The 21,790-nt window shown below is 54.0% G+C and carries 23 protein-coding genes; 18 read left to right on the top strand and 5 right to left on the bottom strand.

The features are described 5' to 3' along the window. Window positions 1-182: 182 nt before the first annotated feature. From DEU53_RS00510 to DEU53_RS00495, 4 genes are all read left to right on the top strand, one after another. Complete coding sequence (locus DEU53_RS00510; protein WP_101763246.1) at window positions 183-1,076, top strand: glutamate/aspartate ABC transporter substrate-binding protein; 894 nt, start codon at window positions 183-185, stop codon at window positions 1,074-1,076. Between the two features lie 161 nt (window positions 1,077-1,237). Further along, the gene (locus tag DEU53_RS00505) at window positions 1,238-1,978 is read left to right on the top strand and encodes an amino acid ABC transporter permease (protein WP_061717388.1); all 741 of its coding nucleotides are present in this window, start codon (window positions 1,238-1,240) and stop codon (window positions 1,976-1,978) included. After that, window positions 1,978-2,655 (top strand): glutamate/aspartate ABC transporter permease GltK, encoded by a 678-nt coding sequence (gene gltK / locus DEU53_RS00500; RefSeq protein WP_101763247.1) that lies wholly within the window; start codon window positions 1,978-1,980, stop codon window positions 2,653-2,655. Before DEU53_RS00505 ends, gltK begins: the two co-directional genes overlap by 1 nt. Continuing rightward, window positions 2,656-3,381 carry an amino acid ABC transporter ATP-binding protein gene (locus DEU53_RS00495; RefSeq protein WP_008103661.1) on the top strand — a complete coding sequence of 242 codons (726 nt, stop codon included), beginning with the start codon at window positions 2,656-2,658 and terminating at the stop codon, window positions 3,379-3,381. It begins immediately after the preceding gene. 85 nt (window positions 3,382-3,466) lie between these two features. Here DEU53_RS00495 and DEU53_RS00490 read toward each other — a convergent pair whose 3' ends face one another. Continuing rightward, complete coding sequence (locus DEU53_RS00490; protein ID WP_007890691.1) at window positions 3,467-3,949, bottom strand: zinc ribbon-containing protein; 483 nt, start codon at window positions 3,947-3,949, stop codon at window positions 3,467-3,469. A gap of 222 nt (window positions 3,950-4,171) precedes the next feature. Here DEU53_RS00490 and leuS point away from each other — a divergent pair, with 222 nt between their 5' ends. From leuS to DEU53_RS00420, 14 genes are all read left to right on the top strand, one after another. Next, a complete protein-coding gene (leuS, locus tag DEU53_RS00485; protein ID WP_110866426.1) occupies window positions 4,172-6,754 on the top strand; it encodes a leucine--tRNA ligase in 2,583 nt (860 codons plus the stop codon). 14 nt (window positions 6,755-6,768) lie between these two features. Then, entirely contained in the window at window positions 6,769-7,368 is a 600-nt protein-coding gene (lptE, locus tag DEU53_RS00480) for an LPS assembly lipoprotein LptE (RefSeq protein WP_110865718.1), read from the top strand. Continuing rightward, window positions 7,365-8,396 carry a DNA polymerase III subunit delta gene (holA, locus tag DEU53_RS00475; RefSeq protein WP_110865717.1) on the top strand — a complete coding sequence of 344 codons (1,032 nt, stop codon included), beginning with the start codon at window positions 7,365-7,367 and terminating at the stop codon, window positions 8,394-8,396. Before lptE ends, holA begins: the two co-directional genes overlap by 4 nt. Next, window positions 8,389-9,033 (top strand): nicotinate-nucleotide adenylyltransferase, encoded by a 645-nt coding sequence (gene nadD, locus DEU53_RS00470; RefSeq protein WP_110865716.1) that lies wholly within the window; start codon window positions 8,389-8,391, stop codon window positions 9,031-9,033. Before holA ends, nadD begins: the two co-directional genes overlap by 8 nt. Before the next feature lie 91 nt (window positions 9,034-9,124). After that, a complete protein-coding gene (rsfS, locus tag DEU53_RS00465; RefSeq protein WP_008103673.1) occupies window positions 9,125-9,442 on the top strand; it encodes a ribosome silencing factor in 318 nt (105 codons plus the stop codon). 3 nt (window positions 9,443-9,445) lie between these two features. Beyond that, window positions 9,446-9,916 carry a 23S rRNA (pseudouridine(1915)-N(3))-methyltransferase RlmH gene (rlmH, locus tag DEU53_RS00460; RefSeq protein WP_008103678.1) on the top strand — a complete coding sequence of 157 codons (471 nt, stop codon included), beginning with the start codon at window positions 9,446-9,448 and terminating at the stop codon, window positions 9,914-9,916. 33 nt (window positions 9,917-9,949) lie between these two features. Then, complete coding sequence (gene mrdA, locus DEU53_RS00455) at window positions 9,950-11,854, top strand: peptidoglycan DD-transpeptidase MrdA (RefSeq protein ID WP_101763251.1); 1,905 nt, start codon at window positions 9,950-9,952, stop codon at window positions 11,852-11,854. Window positions 11,855-11,862: 8 nt separating this feature from the next. Next, window positions 11,863-12,975 carry a peptidoglycan glycosyltransferase MrdB gene (gene mrdB / locus DEU53_RS00450; protein ID WP_101763316.1) on the top strand — a complete coding sequence of 371 codons (1,113 nt, stop codon included), beginning with the start codon at window positions 11,863-11,865 and terminating at the stop codon, window positions 12,973-12,975. A gap of 10 nt (window positions 12,976-12,985) precedes the next feature. Then, window positions 12,986-14,056: an endolytic peptidoglycan transglycosylase RlpA gene (gene rlpA / locus DEU53_RS00445; RefSeq protein ID WP_110865715.1), complete on the top strand. Its 1,071-nt coding sequence runs from the start codon at window positions 12,986-12,988 to the stop codon at window positions 14,054-14,056. 117 nt (window positions 14,057-14,173) lie between these two features. Further along, window positions 14,174-15,385, top strand: coding sequence for a D-alanyl-D-alanine carboxypeptidase DacA (gene dacA, locus DEU53_RS00440; protein ID WP_101763253.1), 1,212 nt, complete (start codon window positions 14,174-14,176; stop codon window positions 15,383-15,385). Between the two features lie 96 nt (window positions 15,386-15,481). Continuing rightward, the gene (gene ybeD, locus DEU53_RS00435; protein ID WP_008103691.1) at window positions 15,482-15,745 is read left to right on the top strand and encodes a DUF493 family protein YbeD; all 264 of its coding nucleotides are present in this window, start codon (window positions 15,482-15,484) and stop codon (window positions 15,743-15,745) included. A gap of 69 nt (window positions 15,746-15,814) precedes the next feature. Next, window positions 15,815-16,465: a lipoyl(octanoyl) transferase LipB gene (gene lipB, locus DEU53_RS00430; RefSeq protein ID WP_110865714.1), complete on the top strand. Its 651-nt coding sequence runs from the start codon at window positions 15,815-15,817 to the stop codon at window positions 16,463-16,465. Window positions 16,466-16,641: 176 nt separating this feature from the next. Next, window positions 16,642-17,607 carry a lipoyl synthase gene (gene lipA / locus DEU53_RS00425; protein ID WP_101763255.1) on the top strand — a complete coding sequence of 322 codons (966 nt, stop codon included), beginning with the start codon at window positions 16,642-16,644 and terminating at the stop codon, window positions 17,605-17,607. 147 nt (window positions 17,608-17,754) lie between these two features. After that, window positions 17,755-18,783, top strand: coding sequence for a hypothetical protein (locus DEU53_RS00420; protein WP_146222842.1), 1,029 nt, complete (start codon window positions 17,755-17,757; stop codon window positions 18,781-18,783). A gap of 88 nt (window positions 18,784-18,871) precedes the next feature. On the opposite strand, the gene tatE is transcribed toward DEU53_RS00420, so the two are convergent. The 4 genes from tatE to DEU53_RS00400 form a co-directional block, all read right to left on the bottom strand. Beyond that, the gene (gene tatE, locus DEU53_RS00415; RefSeq protein WP_064740541.1) at window positions 18,872-19,075 is read right to left on the bottom strand and encodes a twin-arginine translocase subunit TatE; all 204 of its coding nucleotides are present in this window, start codon (window positions 19,073-19,075) and stop codon (window positions 18,872-18,874) included. A 98-nt stretch (window positions 19,076-19,173) separates the two neighbouring features. Then, entirely contained in the window at window positions 19,174-19,944 is a 771-nt protein-coding gene (locus DEU53_RS00410) for an amino acid ABC transporter ATP-binding protein (RefSeq protein ID WP_110865712.1), read from the bottom strand. Further along, a complete protein-coding gene (locus tag DEU53_RS00405) occupies window positions 19,941-20,900 on the bottom strand; it encodes an amino acid ABC transporter permease (protein WP_110865711.1) in 960 nt (319 codons plus the stop codon). The genes DEU53_RS00410 and DEU53_RS00405 overlap by 4 nt, the downstream gene beginning before the upstream one ends. Then, window positions 20,897-21,784 (bottom strand): ABC transporter substrate-binding protein, encoded by an 888-nt coding sequence (locus tag DEU53_RS00400; protein WP_110865710.1) that lies wholly within the window; start codon window positions 21,782-21,784, stop codon window positions 20,897-20,899. The genes DEU53_RS00405 and DEU53_RS00400 overlap by 4 nt, the downstream gene beginning before the upstream one ends. Between the last annotated feature and the right edge of the window lie 6 nt (window positions 21,785-21,790).

The raw sequence follows: 21,790 nt of genomic DNA, 5'->3' as shown, positions 1-21,790 counted from the left end.
GTGCGGAGCGGCTCGCAAAAAAGAAACTTTTTTGTTTCATTGCGTTAACAATTCGCTATGTTAATCACTATCCTGCGTGCGGTTGCGCTATGGGATAACAAAAAAAGCAGCACGAAATACACACAACATCACAATCTGCGCAGTTTATGTTCTGCGCGACATCCATACGAAGGAGTTGGAACATGCAGATACGCAAAGTGGCATTATCTCTTTTGCTGTTGGGAGCAGCAGCGGGAGCGGCCCAGGCGGAAGATCTCACCGGTACCCTGAAAAAAATCAATGATAGCGGCGTGATCGTCGTTGGGCATCGTGAATCATCAGTTCCCTTTTCTTACTATGACAACCAGCAAAAAGTGGTTGGCTATTCACAGGATTATTCAAACGCCATCATCGCGGCGATTAAAGCCAAACTTAATAAGCCTGATTTGCAGATCAAAATGCTGCCGATTACTTCGCAGAACCGTATTCCTCTGTTGCAGAACGGAACTTACGATTTTGAGTGCGGTTCTACCACCAACAACCTGGAGCGTCAGAAGCAAGCGGCATTCTCTGACACCGTGTTCATCATCGGTACGCGTCTGCTGGTGAAAAAAGGCGGCGACATCAAAGATTTCCCTGATCTGAAGGGTAAAACCGTTGTCGTGACCTCCGGTACCACTTCAGAAGTTCTGCTGCACAAACTGAACGACGAGCAAAAAATGGATATGCGCATCATCAGCGCGAAAGACCATGGCGATTCTTTCCGTACGCTGGAAACCGGTCGTGCTGTGGCCTTCATGATGGATGACGCGCTGCTGGCAGGTGAACGTGCCAAAGCCAAGAAGCCAGACAACTGGGACATCGTGGGTACACCGCAGTCGAAAGAAGCTTACGGCTGCATGCTGCGTAATCAGGATCCACAGTTCAAACAGCTGATGGATGAAACCATTGCTAAAGCGCAAACCTCTGGCGAAGCCTCAAAATGGTTTGAAACCTGGTTCAAAAAACCGATTCCACCGAAGAATCTGAACCTGAACTTCGAACTCTCAAGCGATATGCAGGCCCTGTTCAAAGCACCGAACGACAAAGCACTCTGAATTAACAACGACAACAAGGGCAGCCCCGCTGCCCTCTCGATTGCTGAACATGCGGTGCGGACAGACAGACTGTAACAGGCCGTTCCCCTGAAGCAGGATGCAAGACACCGCTCAACAATCTTATGGGTAGCCTCGCTACCCTTTTTTTACCGGAGCTCGTTATGGGTATCGATTGGAACTGGGGCATTTTTCTTGAACAGGCCCCGTTCGGCAATACGACTTACCTCGGCTGGCTGTGGTCCGGTTTTCAGGTCACCATTGCGGTGTCCTGCTGCGCCTGGATTATCGCCTTCCTGGTAGGTTCCTTATTTGGCATTCTGCGTACCGTGCCCAACCGCCTGTTGGCGGCAATTGGCACCTGCTACGTGGAGCTATTCCGTAATATCCCGCTGATTGTGCAGTTCTTCTTCTGGTATCTGGTTGCGCCAGAACTGGTGGGCGAAAAGCTGGGCATGTGGTTTAAGTCAGAATTGGATCCCAACATTCAGTTCTTCGTCTCCTCGACGATTTGCCTTGGTTTGTTCACCGCAGCGCGCGTCTGTGAACAGGTACGCGCGGCGATTCAGTCGCTGCCACGCGGTCAGAAAAACGCCGGCCTGGCGATGGGCCTGACGCTGCCGCAAACCTATCGCTACGTGCTGCTGCCGAATGCCTATCGCGTGATTGTGCCGCCGATGACGTCGGAAATGCTTAATCTGGTGAAGAACTCGGCAATCGCCTCAACCATCGGACTGGTGGATATGGCGGCGCAGGCCGGCAAGCTGCTGGATTACTCCGCGCATGCCTATGAATCCTTTACCGCCATCACTCTGGCGTACGTCGGCATTAACCTGGTCATCATGCTGATTATGAGTGTGGTAGAACGCAAAATTCGCCTGCCTGGCAATATGGGAGGCAAATAATGTACGAGTTTGACTGGAGTTCAATTGTTCCCAGCCTCCCTTACTTGTGGAATGGGTTGATCATTACCTTCAAGATCACCGCGATTGCCGTGGTGTTTGGCATTATCTGGGGCACGATTTTGGCGGTGATGCGCTTGTCGCCAATTGCGCCGATACGCTGGTTTGCCAAGCTGTACGTTAACCTGTTCCGCTCCGTACCCTTGGTGATGGTGCTGCTGTGGTTCTATTTGGTGGTGCCCGCCTTCCTGCAACAGGTGCTGGGCTTATCGCCTAAATCAGATATCCGCCTGATTTCTGCCATGGTGGCATTTGCGCTATTTGAGGCCGCGTACTACTCGGAAATCATCCGCGCCGGTATTCAGAGCATCTCACGCGGGCAGTCCAATGCCGCGCTGGCGCTCGGCATGACGCACTGGCAATCGATGAAACTGATCGTATTGCCGCAGGCGTTCCGCGCCATGGTGCCGCTGCTGCTGACGCAGGGCATCGTGCTGTTCCAGGATACGTCGCTGGTGTATGTACTGAGCCTGGCCGATTTCTTCCGCACCGCTTCAACCATAGGTGAGCGTGACGGAACCCAGGTTGAAATGATTTTGTTTGCTGGTCTGGTCTACTTTGTGATCAGCCTGAGCGCTTCGCTGTTGGTTACCTATCTGAAAAGAAAGAGGACGGTTTAAATGATTAGCCTGAAAAATGTTTCAAAGTGGTATGGGCACTTTCAGGTGCTGACCGACTGCTCCACCGAAGTGAAAAAAGGTGAAGTGGTAGTGGTCTGCGGCCCGTCTGGCTCAGGTAAATCAACGCTGATTAAAACCGTGAACGGCCTGGAGCCGATTCAAAAGGGCAGCATTCAGGTGACCGGCACCGAAGTGAACAACAAAAAAACCAACCTCGCTCAATTGCGTAGCAAAGTGGGCATGGTGTTCCAGCATTTCGAGCTGTTCCCTCATCTCAGCATCATCGAGAACCTGACGCTGGCGCAGGTCAAAGTGCTGAAGCGTGATAAAGCGGCCTCACGTGAGAAAGCGCAGGGCTTGCTAAAACGCGTTGGGCTCTCTGCGCACGCGGATAAGTTTCCCGGCCAGCTTTCCGGCGGCCAGCAGCAGCGCGTAGCAATCGCGCGTGCGTTGTGCATGGATCCGGTGGCGATGCTGTTTGATGAGCCGACGTCAGCGCTTGATCCTGAAATGATCAACGAAGTGTTGGACGTGATGGTTGAGCTGGCGAATGAAGGCATGACCATGATGGTGGTAACGCATGAAATGGGCTTTGCGCGCAAAGTCGCTAACCGCGTGATCTTTATGGATGAAGGGAAAATTATCGAAGACACCAATAAGGATGACTTCTTTAACAATCCGCAATCCGATCGTGCGAAAGACTTCCTGGCGAAGATCTTGCACTGATTAGCGCAATAAATCGCGCCGCTACGATAAGTGCTCGTACCCGTAGCGGCGCGATTCATCGCGCGGGGGTTATACATTCATAAAATCAGGGTTCAAACGGCTGGCGCTGGAACTGATCGTGCCCGCACTCCGGGCAGCGCGTTAAGCTCTCTGGCGTATAAATCGCCCGTGTGAAGCCGCACTTCTCACAGACTAAATTCCCCAGCCCCACCACTTCACCGCTCTGGTAGACGCCGTGATGGCGCAAATCCTGAAACACTTCACGCCACTCGAGCTGACTTTTATCGGTGATATCCGCCAGCTCTTTCCACAGGCTTTCACGAATCACGCGCAAAAACACTGAATCGCCGACCACATCAGAAGACTCCTGATAGCTCAGCGCAAACTCGTGTAAATCGCGCCGCACGGCGCGCATCACTTCATTGACCTCGGCGGGTGACAGCGTTTTTTTCGCCAGCAAACTTTGCCGCGCCTCGGCCACCAACGCATCAACATCGCGCTCGCCATGATCCAATCGTTGGGATAATGCTTCAATCGTTGCACGGTATTCCTGCGCCACGTTATTCATTTTATTCTCCTTTCCGCTGCGGATACTGCTATTAAGTTTAGCGGTTTTGTCACAATTGCATCGACAGCAAGCGGAGAAATCACAAAAGGGTGAAAGCGGCGGCGCATTCGGCAGAAATCCGGCCGGCGAGGGCGTGAAAAGTTGTTGAGGCGCAGCCTTATGGGTATGCTATGCGGATCTAAAAGTATGCTTAGCGATTTTCACAAAGGACCACAGGCAGCCATGCAAGAGCAATACCGCCCGGAAGAGATAGAATCCCGCGTCCAACAACACTGGGACGAAAACGAAACCTTTAAAGTGACCGAGCAGGAAGGCAAAGAGAAATATTATTGCCTTTCGATGCTGCCCTATCCTTCTGGCCGCCTGCACATGGGGCACGTGCGTAATTACACCATTGGCGATGTGATTGCACGTTACCAGCGTATGCTCGGCAAAAACGTTCTGCAGCCAATTGGCTGGGATGCGTTTGGTCTGCCAGCCGAAGGCGCTGCGGTGAAAAACAACACGGCGCCGGCGCCGTGGACGTACGACAATATCGCTTACATGAAGAACCAGCTGAAATTACTGGGTTTTGGCTATGACTGGAGCCGCGAACTGGCGACCTGCCAGCCAGAATACTATCGCTGGGAACAGTGGTTCTTCACTAAGCTGTATGAAAAAAACATGGTCTATAAAAAGACCTCGGCGGTGAACTGGTGCCCGAACGATCAGACCGTGCTGGCCAACGAACAGGTTATCGACGGCTGCTGCTGGCGCTGTGATACCAAAGTTGAGCGCAAAGAGATCCCACAGTGGTTCGTCAAAATCACCGCTTATGCGGAAGAGCTGCTCAACGATCTCGATAAGCTGGAAGATTGGCCGGAGCAGGTCAAAACCATGCAGCGCAACTGGATTGGCCGCTCTGAAGGCGTAGAAATCACCTTTGACGTTGCCAACAGCGCTGAGAAGCTGACCGTTTACACCACCCGTCCAGATACCTTTATGGGTGCAACCTATGTGGCGGTTGCCGCAGGTCACCCACTGGCGCAGCAAGCAGCTGCCACTAATCCTGCGCTGGCTGAATTTATCGACGAATGCCGTACCACCAAAGTCGCCGAAGCCGACATGGCAACGATGGAGAAGAAAGGCGTGGCCACCGGCCTGTTCGCTATCCATCCGCTGACCGGTGAAGAAATTCCGGTGTGGGTCGCTAACTTCGTGCTGATGGAATACGGCACCGGCGCGGTAATGGCTGTTCCAGGCCACGATCAGCGTGACTGGGAGTTCGCCACCAAGTACAACCTGAACATCAAGCCGGTGATCCTGAATCTCGACGGTTCTGAACCGGACCTGAGTGCTGCCGCGATGACCGAAAAAGGCGCGCTGTTCAACTCGGGTGAATACAACGGTCTGGATCATCAGGCGGGCTTTAACGCCATCGCCGATGCGCTGGCTGCCAAAGGCGTGGGCGTGCGTAAAGTCAATTACCGTCTGCGCGACTGGGGCGTTTCCCGTCAACGTTACTGGGGCGCGCCAATTCCAATGGTGACGTTGGAAAATGGCACCGTGATGCCAACACCAGAAGATCAGTTGCCGGTCATCCTGCCAGAAGACGTGGTGATGGATGGTATCACCAGCCCAATCAAAGCCGATCCTGAGTGGGCCAAAACCACCGTTAATGGCCAGCCTGCGCTTCGTGAAACCGACACCTTTGACACCTTTATGGAGTCATCCTGGTACTACGCGCGTTATACCTGCGCCAACTACCATGAAGGCATGTTGGATCCGGCGGCGGCAAACTACTGGTTGCCGGTCGATCAGTATGTTGGCGGTATCGAACACGCCATCATGCACCTGATGTATTTCCGCTTCTATCACAAGCTGCTGCGTGATGCTGGCCTGGTGAACTCTGATGAGCCGGCCAAACGCCTGCTGTGTCAGGGCATGGTGCTGGCTGATGCGTTCTACTACCTCGGCGTGAACGGCGAGCGTAACTGGGTTTCTCCGGTTGACGTGACCGTAGAACGCGACGAGAAAGGCCGCATTATCAAAGCCACCGACAACGAAGGTCGTGAAGTGGTTTACGCCGGCATGAGCAAAATGTCGAAGTCGAAAAACAACGGCATCGATCCCCAGCTGATGGTTGAGCGTTACGGTGCAGATACCGTTCGTCTGTTCATGATGTTTGCTTCGCCAGCAGAGATGACGCTGGAGTGGCAGGAATCGGGTGTTGAAGGTGCTAACCGTTTCCTGAAGCGCGTATGGAAACTGGCTTACGAGCACATTGCGAAAGGCGCGACCGTGGCGCTGGACGTCAATAACCTGAATGACGACCAGAAAGCGCTGCGTCGCGATCTGCACAAAACCATCGCCAAAGTGGCCGATGATGTGGGTCGTCGTCAGACGTTCAACACCGCTATCGCTGCCATTATGGAGCTGATGAACAAACTGATCCGTGCCCCGCAGGAGAGCGAGCAAGATCGCGCGCTGCTGCAGGAAGCGCTGGTCGCGGTGACGCGTCTGCTCTATCCATTCACCCCGCACGCCAGCTATGTATTGTGGCAAGCGCTGGGCGGCGAAGGCAGCATCGACGAAGCCAGCTGGCCGGTAGCCGATGAAGCGGCCATGGTGGAAGATTCGCTGCTGGTGGTGGTGCAGGTGAATGGCAAAGTGCGCGGCAAGATTACCGTTGCGCCGGATGCCACGCAGGAGCAGGTGCAGGCGCGTGCTGCGCAGGAGCATTTGGTGGCGAAATATCTGGATGGCGTCACCATTCGTAAAGTGATTTATGTCCCTGGCAAACTGCTTAACCTGGTCGTAGGTTAAGTTCAGGAGGAACTGTGCGACAACTGATTATCAGGCTGTTTGTCCTGCTTGCGGTAGTGATTACCGCAGGCTGTGGTTTCCACCCGCGCGGCACCACCTCGGTGCCGAGTGAGATGAAAACCCTTATCGTCCAGAGCGGCGATCCCTATGGCCCACTGGCACGTGCCGTGCGCCAGCAGCTGCGCATCAACAATGTCACCATCATTGAAGACAGCAAAGCGGCCAGCGCCAAATACCCAACGCTGCGTCTGGGTGCTGAAGGCCAGGGACGTGATACCGCATCGGTGTTTATCAGCGGTACCACCGCGGAATACTCGCTGGTGATGACGGTCACCGCACAGGTTCTGCTGCCGGGTAAAGGTATCTACCCGATCAGCACCACCGTGTATCGTTCTTTCTTCGACAACCCGAACGCCGCACTGGCGAAGGATGCCGAGCAGGATATGATCGTGCAGGAGATGCGTCAGCGCGCGTCCGAGCAGTTAGTACGTAAACTGCTGACCGTGCATGCCGCGCAGGAAAGCAACAAAGATACTTTGCCGCAGCCTGAGACGATTGCACCGGGACAGAACTCACCGGAAGTGTCCTCTTCGTCAGCTACCAGTCTGCAATGATCAGGATTTATCCTGAACAACTGAGCGCGCAGCTTCGAGAGGGGCTGCGCGCCTGTTATTTTCTCACCGGTAATGAACCTCTGCTGATTCAGGAAAGCGCGGATGCAATCCGTGCTACCGCTAGCGCACAGGGATTTGAAGAGCACTTCAGCGTCACCATTGATGCGCAAACCGATTGGGATGCGATCTTCGTTAGCTGTCAATCGCTCAGCCTGTTTACCCAACGCCAAACCCTGACGCTGCAACTGCCCGAAAACGGCCCCAATGCCGCTATCGCCGAGCAGTTAGTGAAACTCTCCACGCTGCTGCACAGCGATATTTTGCTGGTGCTGCGCCTGGCGAAACTGACCAAAGCGCAGGAGAACAGCGCCTGGTTCAAAGCGCTGAGTACGCAGGCGGTAATGGTTCCGTGCCAGACGCCTGAACAGGCACAGCTGCCGCGCTGGGTGGCGAGTCGCGCCAAAGCGATGAAACTCAGCGTAGATGATGCGGCGATCCAGCTGCTTTGCTACTGCTACGAAGGGAATCTGCTGGCGCTGTCGCAGGCGCTGGAACGCTTATCGCTGCTGTGGCCGGATGGCAAATTAACGCTGCCGCGCGTGGAAGCCGCCGTCAACGATGCTGCGCACTTTACCCCGTTCCATTGGGTGGATGCATTGCTGGCAGGGAAAAGTAAACGCGCCCTGCACATCCTGCATCAGCTGGAAAAAGAGGACAGCGAAGCGGTGATTCTACTGCGCACGCTGCAACGCGATTTACTCACGCTGCTGCACCTGCAGCGGAATCAGGCGAAACAAGCGCTGCGCACGCTGATGGATCAGCAACGTATCTGGCAAAACCGTCGCGCGCTGTTTACTGAAGCCTTGCAGCGCCTTGATGCACAGCGTTTACAGCGCGCGGTGCATTTGCTGGCAGAGCTGGAACTCAGCATGAAGCAGGATTACGGACAAAACCTGTGGCCGCAGCTGGAAACACTGTCGCTGCTACTGTGTCACCGCGATTTCCCATTGAGCTTTACTGATGTCTAAACTCTACGCTCTGTTTGGCGGCACCTTCGATCCGATTCACTACGGCCATTTGCGCCCGGTAGAAGCGCTGGCACAGCAAGTGGGATTAAAAAAGGTCACGCTGCTGCCGAACAACGTGCCGCCGCATCGCCCGCAGCCGGAAGCCAGTGCACAACAGCGCGTTGAGATGCTGCGCTGTGCTATTGCCGATCGCCCGCTATTTGATATCGATACGCGTGAACTGGCGCGTGCAACGCCGTCCTGGACAGTTGCCACGCTGGAAGCACTGCGTGCGGAACGCGGCCCAGAACAGCCCCTCGGGTTTATCATTGGTCAGGATTCTCTGCTAACGTTAGCCAAATGGCATCGCTGGCAGGATCTATTGTCGCTGTGCCATTTGCTGGTGTGTAAGCGTCCAGGTTACGCCGCGCAAATGGAGACGCCAGAGATGCAGCAGTGGCTTGATGAGCATCTGGCCGATAATGTGCAGCAACTCCATCACGCACCGGCGGGACACTTCTGGCTGGCGGATACGCCGCTGTTCGACATTTCCGCCACCGAAATCCGTCAGCGCCGCCACGCAGGCATCTCCTGCGCGGATTTACTGCCAGATGCAGTGATCGGCTACATCGATAGCGTTGGCTTATATCGCAGCTAAAGGCAGCATGCTATACTGCGCCGCTTCATTTTCGGCTACCTTTCTCGCATCGTTAGCCCGTCCGTAATCACCTGTTTTTGAGGGGAACCTTTTGCAAGGTAAAGCACTCCAAGAGTTCGTTATTGATAAGATTGATGATCTCAAAGGCCAGGACATCATTGCTATTGATGTTCAGGGCAAATCCAGCATCACCGATTGCATGATCATTTGCACCGGCACTTCAACACGTCACGTCGCTTCTATCGCCGATCATGTGGTGCAGGAATCGCGCACTGCGGGCCTTAAGCCGCTGGGTGTAGACAGTAAAACCGCCTCCGATTGGGTGGTCGTTGACCTGGGTGACGTGATTGTGCACGTGATGGAAGCAGAGAGCCGCCAGCTGTACGAGCTGGAAAAACTCTGGAGCTAAGACGTGAAACTGCAGCTTGTGGCCGTCGGCACCAAAATGCCCGACTGGGTTCAGACCGGTTTCATGGAGTATCTGCGCCGCTTCCCGAAAGATATGCCGTTTGAACTGATCGAAGTAACTGCCGGCAAACGCGGCAAGAACGCTGACATCAAACGCATTCTGGAAAAAGAAGGTGAAGCGATGCTGGCCGCCGTGGGTAAAGGCAATCGTATTGTCACGCTGGATATTCCCGGACAGCCGTGGGAAACCCCACAGCTGGCGCAGCAGCTTGAACGCTGGAAACTGGATGGCCGCGATGTCAGCCTGTTAATCGGCGGTCCGGAAGGACTGGCGCCCGCGTGCAAAGCCGCTGCTGAACAAAGCTGGTCACTGTCAGCGCTCACGTTGCCACATCCGCTGGTGCGTGTGCTGGTAGCGGAAAGCCTGTATCGTGCGTGGAGCATCACCACGAATCATCCTTATCATCGTGAATAAACGCCTGACAACCCCAGACAATAAATGTAGCGGATGAAATTACAGAGCAACGCCTTTCGCGATTACACTGCCGAACAGAAACTTTTTGTCCGCCGAGCATTGGTGGCTTTTGTTGGCATTCTGCTGCTCTCCAGCATTCTGGTGGTCAACATGTACCACCTGCAAATTCTGCGCTTTGACGACTACAGCACCCGTTCAAATGAAAACCGCATTAAGCTGGTGCCGGTGGCACCGAGCCGCGGCATTATTTTCGATCGCACCGGCGTCCCGCTGGCAGTAAACCGCACGATTTATCAGGCCGAACTGATGCCGGAAAAGGTCGACAATCTGAAGCAGACCTTACAGGATCTGCGTCCGGTACTGGATCTGACCGACGACGATCTCGATGCGTTTGACAAAGAGCGCAAACGCTCGCGCCGCTTTACCTCGATTCCGGTCAAAATCGGTTTAAACGAAGTGCAGGTGGCGCGTTTCGCCGTCAATCAATACCGTTTTCCTGGCGTGGAAGTAAAAGGCTATCAGCGCCGCTACTATCCGTATGGCCAGACGCTGACGCACGTGGTGGGCTACGTCTCCAAAATCAACGATCGCGACGTTACGCGCCTCGATCAGGAAGGTAAATGGCCGAACTATGCGGCTACACATGATATCGGCAAGCTCGGCATCGAAAATTATTACGAAGATGTGCTGCACGGTAAAACCGGTTATGAAGAGGTTGAAGTTAACAACCGTGGCCGCGTCATTCGACAGCTGCACGAGCAATCTCCGCAGGCCGGACGCGATATCTACCTGACGGTTGACCTCAAACTGCAGCAGTACATTGAAACCTTGCTGACCGGCAGCCGCGCGGCAGTGGTGGTGAGCGATCCACGCACCGGCGAAATTCTTGCACTGGTTTCTACCCCCAGCTACGACCCGAACCTGTTTGTCGACGGTATCTCGAGCAAAGATTATAAAGCGCTGTTAAGCGACGAAAACCGTCCGCTGTATAACCGTGCGCTGCAGGCCTCCTATCCCCCAGCGTCAACGGTGAAACCTTACGTTGCCGTGTCGGCGCTGAGCGCAGGCGTGATCAACCGCAATACCAGCCTGTTCGATCCCGGCTGGTGGCAACTGCCCGGCTCGGAAAAGCGCTATCGTGACTGGAAAAAATGGGGCCACGGTCGCCTGAACGTCACTAAATCGCTGGAAGAGTCGGCGGATACCTTCTTCTATCAGGTTGCCTACGATATGGGCATCGATCGCCTGTCAGAGTGGATGACCAAGTTTGGTTACGGCCATCGCACCGGCATTGATCTGCCGCAGGAGAGTGCGGGTAATATGCCCACACGCGAATGGAAGCTGAAGCGCTTTAAGAAGCCGTGGTATCAAGGTGACACCATTCCGGTGGGTATCGGCCAGGGTTACTGGACCGCGACGCCCATTCAGATGAACAAAGCGATGATGATTCTGATCAATGACGGTGTGATCAAAGTGCCGCACTTACTGCGCGCCACGCGTGAAGGCCAGGTCATGGTGCCCTATCGCCAGGTCCCGGATGCGCCGATTGGCGATATTCATTCAGGTTACTGGGAAATTGCCAAAGACGGCATGTATGGCGTAGCCAACCGCGCCAACGGTACCGCGCACAAGAGTTTTGCCGATGCGCCCTACAAAATCGCCGCCAAATCCGGTACCGCGCAGGTTTACGGACTGAAAGAAAATGAAGTCTATAACGCGCACAAGATTGCCGAACGTCTGCGTGACCATAAATTAATGACTGCCTATGCGCCTTACGATAAACCGCGCGTGGCCGTCACCATGATTCTGGAAAACGGCGGCGCAGGCCCGGCTGTCGGCACCGTGATGCGCCAGATTCTCGACCACATTATGTTAGGCGACAACAATACCGTGCTGCCAGAAGCCGCACCGACACCGCCCGGCTACGAAGGTGAATGACAATGTCCATGAACGATAGTCCGCAGAAAAGATCGATCTGGACGCGCATCCATATCGACCCCCTGTTTATGCTGATCATTCTCAGCTTGCTGACCTACAGCGCCATCGTCATCTGGAGCGCCAGCGGACAGGATCCAGGCATGACCGAGCGTAAGTTCGGGCAAATTGCCATGGGCATCATCGTTATGCTGGTGCTGGCGCAGGTGCCGCCGCGCGTCTATGAAAGCTGGGCGCCCTATCTCTATATTGTCTGCGTGATATTGCTGATAGCGGTGGACGCATTTGGTCACATTAGTAAAGGCGCACAGCGCTGGCTCGATCTTGGTTTTGTGCGTTTTCAGCCCTCGGAGATTGCCAAGATTGCCGTGCCGCTGATGGTGGCGCGCTTTATTAACCGTGATGTCTGCCCGCCGACGCTGAAAAACACCGGCATCGCGTTGATTCTGATTTTCATGCCGACGCTGCTGGTGGCGGCACAACCCGATCTCGGCACCTCGATTCTGATCGCCGCTTCCGGCCTGTTTGTACTGTTCTTATCCGGCATGAGCTGGAAGCTGATTGGTATCGCGGTATTGCTGGTCGCCGCCTTTATCCCGATTTTGTGGTTCTTCCTGATGCATGACTACCAGCGCGCCCGCGTGATGATGCTGCTGGACCCGGAAAGCGATCCGCTCGGCGCCGGTTATCACATCATTCAGTCGAAGATTGCTATCGGTTCCGGTGGCCTGCGCGGCAAAGGCTGGCTGCACGGTACCCAATCGCAGCTGGAATTCCTGCCTGAACGCCATACCGACTTTATTTTTGCCGTTTTAGCGGAAGAACTGGGTCTGGTTGGCGTGTTGTTACTGCTGGTACTCTATTTGCTGCTGATCATGCGCGGACTGATTATCGCGGCGCGCGCGCAAACCACCTTTGGTCGCGTGATGGCGGGCGGTTTGATGCTGATTTTATTCGTTTATGTTTTCGTTAACATTGGCATGGTAAGTGGTATCTTACCGGTGGTTGGCGTACCGCTGCCGCTGGTGAGCTACGGCGGATCGGCATTGATTGTGTTAATGGCTGGATTTGGCATCGTGATGTCGATCCATACTCATCGAAAAATGTTATCTAAAAGCGTTTAAGAGGCTGCACATGCGTAAGGACTGGCTTGGGGTTGCACTGGCATCATTGGTACTGGCTGCTTGTTCCACACCGGAACCGCAGAATAATACTGCGCCACCGCAACCGGCCTATAACGGCCCGGTAGTGGAAATTCCTGGCGTGGAACCACGTTATGAACCGATCAATCCTTCCACCAGCCAGGATTATAGCGTCAATGGTAAAAACTACCGCGTGATCAAAGATCCCTCGAACTACAGCGAAGTGGGTTTAGCCACCTGGTACGGTGACGAAGCGCAGGGGAATCGCACCGCTATCGGTGAATCTTACGATCCGGAAGGCATGACCGCCGCGCATCCAACGCTGCCGCTGCCGAGCTATGTGCGTGTCACTAACCTCGCCAACGGCCGCCAAATTGTGGTACGCGTCAACGATCGTGGCCCTTACACGCCAGGCCGCATTATCGACTTGTCGCGTGCGGCAGGCGATCGCCTGAATATCTCTAACAATACTCGCGTGCGTGTTGATTACATTAAAGTGGCGCCGGATGGTTCCGTTTCCGGTCCCGGCACCATCGGTACCACCGTCGCCAAACAGAGTTACGCCCTGCCCGCGCGTCCCGATCTCGGCGGCGGCATGGTGATGATGGGTGGCAGCGCCAATGCGGCGCCAGCGCCTGCACCGCAGGATGTGCGCGCTGTCGATAACAGCACCTTGCAAAGCAATGACAGCATGGGTGCGCCCGTCCAGAGCAGTGGTTTTCTCGGCGCACCACAGCCGTTAGCTACGGGCGTGCTGGAAGGCAACGAGCCGGTTGCCGCGCCAGCCGCTGCCGCCGCACCAGCTACCAGCCAGAATGCCCATGCCGGCAGCGGTTATGTGGTTCAGGTCGGCGCGATTAACGATCCGGCGCGTGCACGTCAGCTGGCCGAAAGCTTGGGTAAACGCTTTGGCGTGCCGGGCGCGGTTGAAGCCAACGGCAACGTCTATCGCATTCAGTTAGGTGGCTATAAAAGCCGTGCCGAAGCCGCTGCCTTGCAGCAACGTCTTAACACTGAAGCGCAAATGAGCTCATTTATTACCACTGCCCGTCCATCGATGTAACGGACAGTGACATTTCCTGCTGAAACTGATTTGCAAAGCAAGATGTCGCCCGATCGGGCGTTTGCTATAGTTAGGCACTTTTTTCACTCTAAACCCACGGATGTTGTAGTCCTGAACATGAATACGCTGAAACCTTCTCGTTTTCTGAAACGCCTGACAGTGGGATCACTGGTCGCCCTTTCTCTCAGCCATGCCGCATTTGCGGACGATGTTAATCTTAAGACTATGATTCCGGGTGTACCGGACATTGATGCTGAAGCTTATGTGCTGATCGACTATAACTCCGGCAAAGTGCTGGCCGAAAAGAACGCGGATGCACGCCGCGATCCGGCAAGCCTGACCAAGATGATGACCAGCTATGTGATTGGTCAGGCGGTCAAAGCGGGAAAAATCCATAACGATGACATCGTGACCGTGGGTAAAGATGCCTGGGCAACCGGTAATCCGGTATTCAAAGGTTCATCACTGATGTTCCTCAAGCCTGGCGATCGTGTGCCGGTTTCTCAACTGACGCGCGGTATCGTGCTGCAATCAGGTAACGACGCTTGTGTAGCGATGGCGGATTACGTTGCCGGCAGCCAGGACGCATTCGTCAACCTGATGAACAACTACGTTGGCGCGCTGGGTCTGAAAAACACCCACTTCCAGACCGTGCACGGTTTGGATGCCGAAGGCCAATACAGCTCGCCGCGCGATATGGCGTTGATCGGCCAGGCGCTGATCCGTGACGTACCCGATGAGTACGCGGTTTATCGTGAAAAAGATTTCACCTTTAATAACATCAAGCAGACCAACCGTAACGGTTTGCTGTGGGATACCAGCCTGAACGTCGATGGCATCAAAACCGGCCACACAGACGCAGCGGGTTACAACCTGGTCGCCTCGGCAACAGAAGGCCAGATGCGTTTGATCTCCGCGGTGATGGGCGGTCGTACCTTTAAAGGCCGTGAAACCGAGAGCAAGAAGTTGCTGACGTGGGGCTTCCGCTTCTTTGAAACCGTCGCACCGCTGAAAGCGGGCAAAGAGTTTGCCTCTGAGCCTGTGTGGTTCGGTGACAGCGATCGTGTGCAGTTGGGTGTGGAGAAAGATGCCTATCTGACCATTCCGCGTGGCCGCATGAAAGATCTCAAAGCCAGCTATGTCCTGAACAACACTGAACTGCATGCGCCGCTGCAGAAAAATCAGGTAGTGGGCAGCATCAACTTCCAGCTCGACGGCAAAACTGTGGAACAGCGTCCGCTGGTGGTGCTGAATGAAGTGAAAGAAGGTGGTTTCTTCGGCCGCATCATCGATTACATCAAACTGATGTTCCACCACTGGTTCGGCTAAGGCGCGCTTGAAAAAACGCCAATTTGCCCCCAATTAAGTTACTATCTTTGCTCCCGCCTCGGCGGGAGCCTGTTTTTTAAGCACCGGAGTCAATGTATGAAAACCAAATTGAATGAACTGCTCGAATTCCCTACGCCTTTCACTTACAAAGTGATGGGTTTGGCGCAACCGGAGCTGGTTGATCAAGTGGTTGAAGTGGTGCAGCGCCACGCGCCAGGCGATTACAAACCGGACGTTAAGCCAAGCAGCAAAGGCAACTATCACTCTGTTTCCATTACCATCATCGCCACCCACATTGAGCAGGTTGAAACCCTGTATGAAGAGCTAGGCAACATCGAAATCGTGCGCATGGTGCTGTAATTCTGGCGCTGGCAAAGTCCGCTTTGCCAGCGTTATACTCTGCCTTCTACTCTTTACCGGATCTCTGCTTTGTCAGCTAATACGCTTCTTGTTCGTCAACTCGGCCAGCGCGATTGGCAACCCATCTCCGATGCCATGCATCACTTTACCGATCAACGCGACAGCAGCACTGCCGATGAAATCTGGCTGGTGGAACATCATCCGGTGTTTACCCAGGGTCAGGCAGGGAAAGCTGAACATCTGCTGATGCCGGGCGATATTCCGGTGGTACAAAGCGATCGCGGCGGCCAGGTAACCTATCACGGCCCCGGCCAACAGGTGATGTATGTGCTGATTGACGTGAAACGTCGCAAGATGGGGGTGCGCGAGTTAGTGACGGCGTTAGAAGAAACGGTGATCGCCACGCTGGCCGACTATGACATCAGCGCGCGGGCGCGACCGGATGCGCCGGGCGTGTACGTTGGCGATGACAAGATTTGTTCGCTGGGGCTGCGCATTCGTAAAGGCTGCTCGTTTCACGGCCTGGCACTGAATGTGGCGATGGATTTAGCGCCGTTCCTGCGCATCAATCCGTGCGGATATGCCGGGATGCAAATGACGCAGCTTAGCCAGCTGCAGCCGGGCGTCACGCCCGCCGATGTGCGACCACGTCTGGTGCAGCATTTCGCCCGTTTAACCGGATTTACCCAACTGGAATGGCATAGTGATGCCGCGGTCTGACCTTGACTGTACGTGCCTATTTACAAAATTGTAACTTTTGCACCGGCGAATCGGCTGCTTATGAGCAGACGAGATGATATAATTTTTGCCATATTTTCAAAAAAAGTTGAAAGCCTGGTTCTCAGTTTGAGTGAGGAAGCTTTCAAATCGCAATCCCGACCGGAACCTGCAGATTTATGAGTAAACCAATTCAGATGGAACGTGGCGTCAAGTATCGCGATGCCGACAAAATGGCGCTGATCCCGGTGAAAACCGTGATGGTTGAGCGTGAAGAAATTCTGCGTAAGCCGGAATGGATGAAGATCAAACTGCCTGCGGACTCCAGCCGCATTCAGGGCATCAAGGCCGCGATGCGTAAAAACGGTCTGCACTCGGTGTGTGAAGAAGCCTCCTGCCCTAACCTCGCAGAGTGTTTCAACCACGGTACCGCGACCTTTATGATCCTCGGCGCGATCTGTACCCGTCGCTGCCCATTCTGCGACGTGGCGCACGGCCGTCCGAATATGCCTGACGCTAACGAACCGCTGAAACTGGCACAAACCATCGCCGATATGGCGCTGCGTTATGTGGTCATCACTTCTGTGGACCGTGATGATCTGCGCGACGGCGGTGCCCAGCACTTTGCTGACTGCATCAGCGCGATTCGCGAAAAAAGCCCAACCATCAAAATTGAAACATTGGTACCGGACTTCCGTGGTCGTATGGATCGCGCGCTGGAAATCCTCACCGCGACGCCACCGGATGTGTTTAACCACAATCTGGAAAACGTGCCGCGCGTTTACCGTCAGGTCCGTCCTGGCGCCAACTACGATTGGTCACTGAAATTGCTGGAGCGTTTCAAAGAAGCGCATCCGGATATCCCGACTAAATCGGGTTTGATGGTCGGTCTGGGCGAAACCAATGCTGAAATCATTGAAGTGATGCGCGATCTGCGTCGCCACGGCGTCACCATGCTGACGCTGGGACAGTATTTGCAGCCGAGCCGTCACCACTTGCCGGTGCAGCGCTACGTTAGCCCGGCCGAGTTTGACGAAATGAAAGAAGAAGCAATGGCGATGGGCTTCACCCATGCCGCCTGCGGCCCGTTTGTGCGCTCTTCTTATCATGCTGATATGCAGGCCAAAGGTCTGGAAGTTAAGTAATATGCTTCGCGATTGCGTTCTTACCAGGGCGCAATCGCAAATATCTCCTTAAAAGTCTTAATCCCTGTCTCAAATCTGTCGCTTTAATCGCTGAGGCCATAAGAGCCTATTTCTCTTTTCTCAGTGTTTATTTTTGAAGGTCAGATAATGCAAACATCCTCTCACTTAAAGGGGCTCGATTTTCTCCGGGAACCCGATTTGTCAGGTCAAATACCCGATGTGCGGCTTAACAGTGCATCCGGAGAGAGTTTGGATGCGCTTAAAGCGCGCACCACGCCCATAGATAACACCAATCCCTATACTTCATCTCACGCCTCATGTGCCAATGCATTTATCGCTACCGCTATCAGTATTGAGCATCGATACGATGAAATTCATTTAGAGTTGCCACTAAAGGGTCATGAAACTGTCGCTGTGATGCCCGAAGTGGTGCGACACATCATGCCTTATGCTGAAGATATTGCTTTTCAAACTTCTCAGGAGAATGTACTCCCTGTGATTAATGAAGAGCCTGAACCTGAATGGAATTTTGATTTGCTGGAAGCGAAATTCAATGCTCCTCTGCCACAACTGTGGCAACCGGCTATCGGCATGCACCACGAGAGTGTGGAAATTGCCACGCTACCTGAACGCGAGAGTGCCAAACCTCAACTTTTAGTACAGGTACAGTCAAAGGTTATCGCTGAAAATGAGGTCATCATCGATGATCTGAATGAGGATGAAGGGTCTTTCAGCGGTGATGCGCCAGTTGGTACGACGTTATACTTTTATCTTGATGATGTGTGGGTCGGCAGCTCTGAAATTGATAGCCAAGGCCGCTGGCAGTTTGAACTGCCCACCGATATTTCTGTCGCTCAGCATGTTTTTAGTGCAGTCCCCATTAATCCGCAAGGCGTAATGGGTGGCAAAGTTGATTATCCGTTTTTGACTAAGCCTAAAATAGGCGAAATCATTATGCCAATTGATGAGAGTGAATCAGACAAAATTGAAATAGCACTCATTGATGTTATTACAGCCGAGGAAGAAGAAACAATATCGTTGATACCATTAATTTTAACTGATGATATGTTGCAGGGCTGGCATACCCAGGATGGGTTGAGCGACTTTGATGGCTTATATGGCTCAACAATATTTGATGTGGATGAGCAGGAAATCATTTACGCCAATTGGCACTAAGACGCAAAAAACAAAAACCAGGCTGGCGACAGTCTGGTTTTTTATCAACGTAATAAATATTTACACTTATTGACGTTCGGCGCAGAGATTACTCTTTGTGGCTGACACGTTCAGCAGGCACTTCTTCAGCGCTGCTTTTGGATGCGCCGGATTCATCATCTTTCATGGCTTTTTTGAAGCCTTTGATTGCGGAACCCAGATCGCCACCCAGTGAACGTAACTTATTGGTGCCAAAAAGCAGTACGATGAGCGCACCGATGATCAGCAGTTTGGCAATACTGATACCTTCCATAATTTACCTTTCAACCAATGTGAAAAACGGACCTGACTATTAACGCGCAGTTTATAAACGGCCTCAACTGCAATCTGTAACAGAGTGAGACCGCCTGCTCAGATAAAGCGGCTGAGAAATGCCTGCGTGCGCGGATGTTGCGGGTTACCAATCACCTGCTCCGGACTGCCCTGCTCCACTACCACGCCGCCATCCATAAACACCACGCGATCGGCCGCCTCACGCGCGAAACCAATTTCATGGGTCACGACAATCATGGTTAGCCCTTGATCGGCTAAGGTGCGCATAGTGGCCAGCACTTCGCCGACTAACTCCGGATCGAGCGCCGAAGTGGGCTCATCGAACAGCATCAGCGCCGGTTTAATCGCCAGCGCACGCGCAATCGCCACGCGCTGCTGCTGGCCACCGGATAGATGACGCGGCCAGGCATCGGCTTTGTCACTCAATCCCACGGTCGCCAGCAGCTCACGGGCATGCTTGAGCGCATCCTGCCGTGCAAACTTGTGCACGCCTATTGGCGCTTCAATGATGTTTTGCAGCACCGTCATGTGCGGATAGAGGTTGAACTGCTGAAACACCATGCCGATTTTCTGGCGCTGATGAGCAATTTTACGCGCCGACAGACGATGCAAAATACCGCGCTTCAGTTCATAACCGATCTGATCGTCACCGACCACAATCGAACCGGCATTCATGTCTTCCAGATGGTTAATACAGCGTAAAAAGGTGGATTTACCCGAACCCGATGGCCCGAGAATCACCACCACTTCACCGGGAAACACATCGAGATCGATGCCTTTCAGCACTTCATTATCGCCATAACTCTTCTGCACATTACGCGCACGCACTAGTGGCTGAACTTCACTCATACATCCTCCTTAAGACAGTGCGCGACGGCTGGTGCGGCTTCATTAGCGGCAACGCGACGTTTATTCACCACCGTGCGGGTGGTGCCACGGGCGTAGTAACGCTCGATGGCGGACTGGCCAAGGTTAAGAATTGAGGTGATAAGCAGATACCAGATCACTGCGACCATCAGCATCGGGATAATTTCAAAGGTGCGGTTATAAACCGCCTGCACCGAGTACAACAGATCGCCCATAGCAATCACACTTACCAGCGAGGTCGCTTTGATCATGCTGATCAACTGGTTGCCGGTAGGCGGAATAATTGAACGCATCGCCTGTGGAATGATCACGCGGCGCAGCGCACGACTGCGACTCATGCCAAACGCCTGGGTGGTTTCGACCTGACCGTTATCCACTGACAGCAGGCCGGCGCGAATGATCTCGGCCATATAAGCCGCTTCATTGAGCGCCAGTCCGGCAATGGCTGCGGTCAGTGGCGTGATCAGATCGTTGGTGTTCCAGCTGGCAAAAGTGATATCCGTCCACGGAAGAGTGATTGCGATGGTGGGAAACAGCGTCGACAGGTTGTACCAAAAGATCAGCTGTACCAGCAGCGGCGTACCCCGGAAAAACCAGATGTAGAGCGACGATAAGCCGCTCAGCAATTTGTTTTCCGAGAGACGCCACACGCCCAGCAACAACCCGAGCAGCGTGCCGAGAATCATCGACACCACCGTCAAGCCGAGCGTGACCTGCAGGCCTTTCATCACCGAACCTTCGGTGAACCACTGCAGCACCACGTTCCACTCGAAATTGGGGTTGGTCGCCACCAGCCAGAGGAAGTTCGCGGCAATAACCAGCACCAAAATCCATGAGATCCAGCGCCCATAAGTGGGCGCACTGCGGGCAAAAGCCACATCGCGCTGCTGCACGTCGGCCTTATCCCTGGCTCGCGAATTGTTGGTGACCGGACTCATTTTGCAGCCCCTTGCGCCAGGTTACGTCCCGGTTGCTGCAACACGTTGCCGTCTAATTTCCACTTCTTCATGATGGCCGCGTAAGTGCCGTTATTGAACAGCTCTTTGTACGCATCCAGCACCACGTTGCCGAGTTCAGAACCCTTGGGTACCACGGTGCCCTGGAAAATGTCACCAAAGCCGTTTTTCTTGCCTTTGCCCGAAAGCTCCAGCTGGCCATTGGCCTGTTCGATGAAGTATGTCAGCGGCGCCTGCGAGGAGAAGAAAGCATCGGAACGTTTTGAACGCACGGCTAAAATCGACGATGGCTGGTCGGTGAAGGATTGCACCACCACCGCCGGTTTACCCGCCGCGACACAGGCATCGGACTGCTTGCGAATCACCTGCTCTGCTGAACCGGCCGCCATTACCGCAATGCGTTTACCGCAGGTATCTTCCAGACCGTTAATCTTCGAGGGATTGCCTTTCTGCACGCCAAACACCACGAACTCCTGCACGAAGTCGATAAAATCAACCTTCTGCTGACGATCCGGATAATCGCCAATCGGGCCAATCGCCATCTGGTAGCGGCCGGAATTAATGCCGGTGAGCACGCCCGATAAACCGCTGACGGTGGCATGTTCAATCTTCACGCCCAGCAATTGTGCCAGCGCTTCGGTGAGATCGGCGGAAGCGCCGTCCATTGAGTGCGGACCGTTAACGATCTCATACGGAGGAAAAGATCCGTTGTTCACCGAGATCATTTTACCGCTGCTTTTGATCTCTGCTGGCAGACGATCGTGCAGCGCCTGATCCACTTTTTGCGCAGGAATCACGTCGGCGGCCTGAGCGAAACAGGCCGTGAGGCCCAATGACAGCGCGATGGCGGTAGCAAGAATTTTCATCAGTCA

The sequence above is a fragment of the Pantoea sp. AG1095 genome (genome assembly GCF_003208415.1).
GTDB classification, from domain to species: Bacteria; Pseudomonadota; Gammaproteobacteria; order Enterobacterales; family Enterobacteriaceae; genus Pantoea; species Pantoea leporis.
Note: the sequence above shows the minus strand (reverse complement) of the source record. Positions and strands in the feature narration are given on the sequence as shown.

What these genes read in the sequence shown, in the direction of transcription:
- DEU53_RS00510 (WP_101763246.1), top strand. Translation starts at nt 183, where the DNA reads ATGCAGATACGCAAAGTGGCATTATCTCTTTTGCTGTTGGGAGCAGCA.
- DEU53_RS00505 (WP_061717388.1), top strand. Translation starts at nt 1,238, where the DNA reads ATGGGTATCGATTGGAACTGGGGCATTTTTCTTGAACAGGCCCCGTTC.
- gltK (WP_101763247.1), top strand. Translation starts at nt 1,978, where the DNA reads ATGTACGAGTTTGACTGGAGTTCAATTGTTCCCAGCCTCCCTTACTTG.
- DEU53_RS00495 (WP_008103661.1), top strand. Translation starts at nt 2,656, where the DNA reads ATGATTAGCCTGAAAAATGTTTCAAAGTGGTATGGGCACTTTCAGGTG.
- DEU53_RS00490 (WP_007890691.1), bottom strand. Translation starts at nt 3,949, where the DNA reads ATGAATAACGTGGCGCAGGAATACCGTGCAACGATTGAAGCATTATCC.
- leuS (WP_110866426.1), top strand. Translation starts at nt 4,172, where the DNA reads ATGCAAGAGCAATACCGCCCGGAAGAGATAGAATCCCGCGTCCAACAA.
- holA (WP_110865717.1), top strand. Translation starts at nt 7,365, where the DNA reads ATGATCAGGATTTATCCTGAACAACTGAGCGCGCAGCTTCGAGAGGGG.
- nadD (WP_110865716.1), top strand. Translation starts at nt 8,389, where the DNA reads ATGTCTAAACTCTACGCTCTGTTTGGCGGCACCTTCGATCCGATTCAC.
- mrdA (WP_101763251.1), top strand. Translation starts at nt 9,950, where the DNA reads ATGAAATTACAGAGCAACGCCTTTCGCGATTACACTGCCGAACAGAAA.
- mrdB (WP_101763316.1), top strand. Translation starts at nt 11,863, where the DNA reads ATGAACGATAGTCCGCAGAAAAGATCGATCTGGACGCGCATCCATATC.
- rlpA (WP_110865715.1), top strand. Translation starts at nt 12,986, where the DNA reads ATGCGTAAGGACTGGCTTGGGGTTGCACTGGCATCATTGGTACTGGCT.
- dacA (WP_101763253.1), top strand. Translation starts at nt 14,174, where the DNA reads ATGAATACGCTGAAACCTTCTCGTTTTCTGAAACGCCTGACAGTGGGA.
- ybeD (WP_008103691.1), top strand. Translation starts at nt 15,482, where the DNA reads ATGAAAACCAAATTGAATGAACTGCTCGAATTCCCTACGCCTTTCACT.
- lipA (WP_101763255.1), top strand. Translation starts at nt 16,642, where the DNA reads ATGAGTAAACCAATTCAGATGGAACGTGGCGTCAAGTATCGCGATGCC.
- DEU53_RS00420 (WP_146222842.1), top strand. Translation starts at nt 17,755, where the DNA reads ATGCAAACATCCTCTCACTTAAAGGGGCTCGATTTTCTCCGGGAACCC.
- tatE (WP_064740541.1), bottom strand. Translation starts at nt 19,075, where the DNA reads ATGGAAGGTATCAGTATTGCCAAACTGCTGATCATCGGTGCGCTCATC.
- DEU53_RS00410 (WP_110865712.1), bottom strand. Translation starts at nt 19,944, where the DNA reads ATGAGTGAAGTTCAGCCACTAGTGCGTGCGCGTAATGTGCAGAAGAGT.
- DEU53_RS00405 (WP_110865711.1), bottom strand. Translation starts at nt 20,900, where the DNA reads ATGAGTCCGGTCACCAACAATTCGCGAGCCAGGGATAAGGCCGACGTG.
- DEU53_RS00400 (WP_110865710.1), bottom strand. Translation starts at nt 21,784, where the DNA reads ATGAAAATTCTTGCTACCGCCATCGCGCTGTCATTGGGCCTCACGGCC.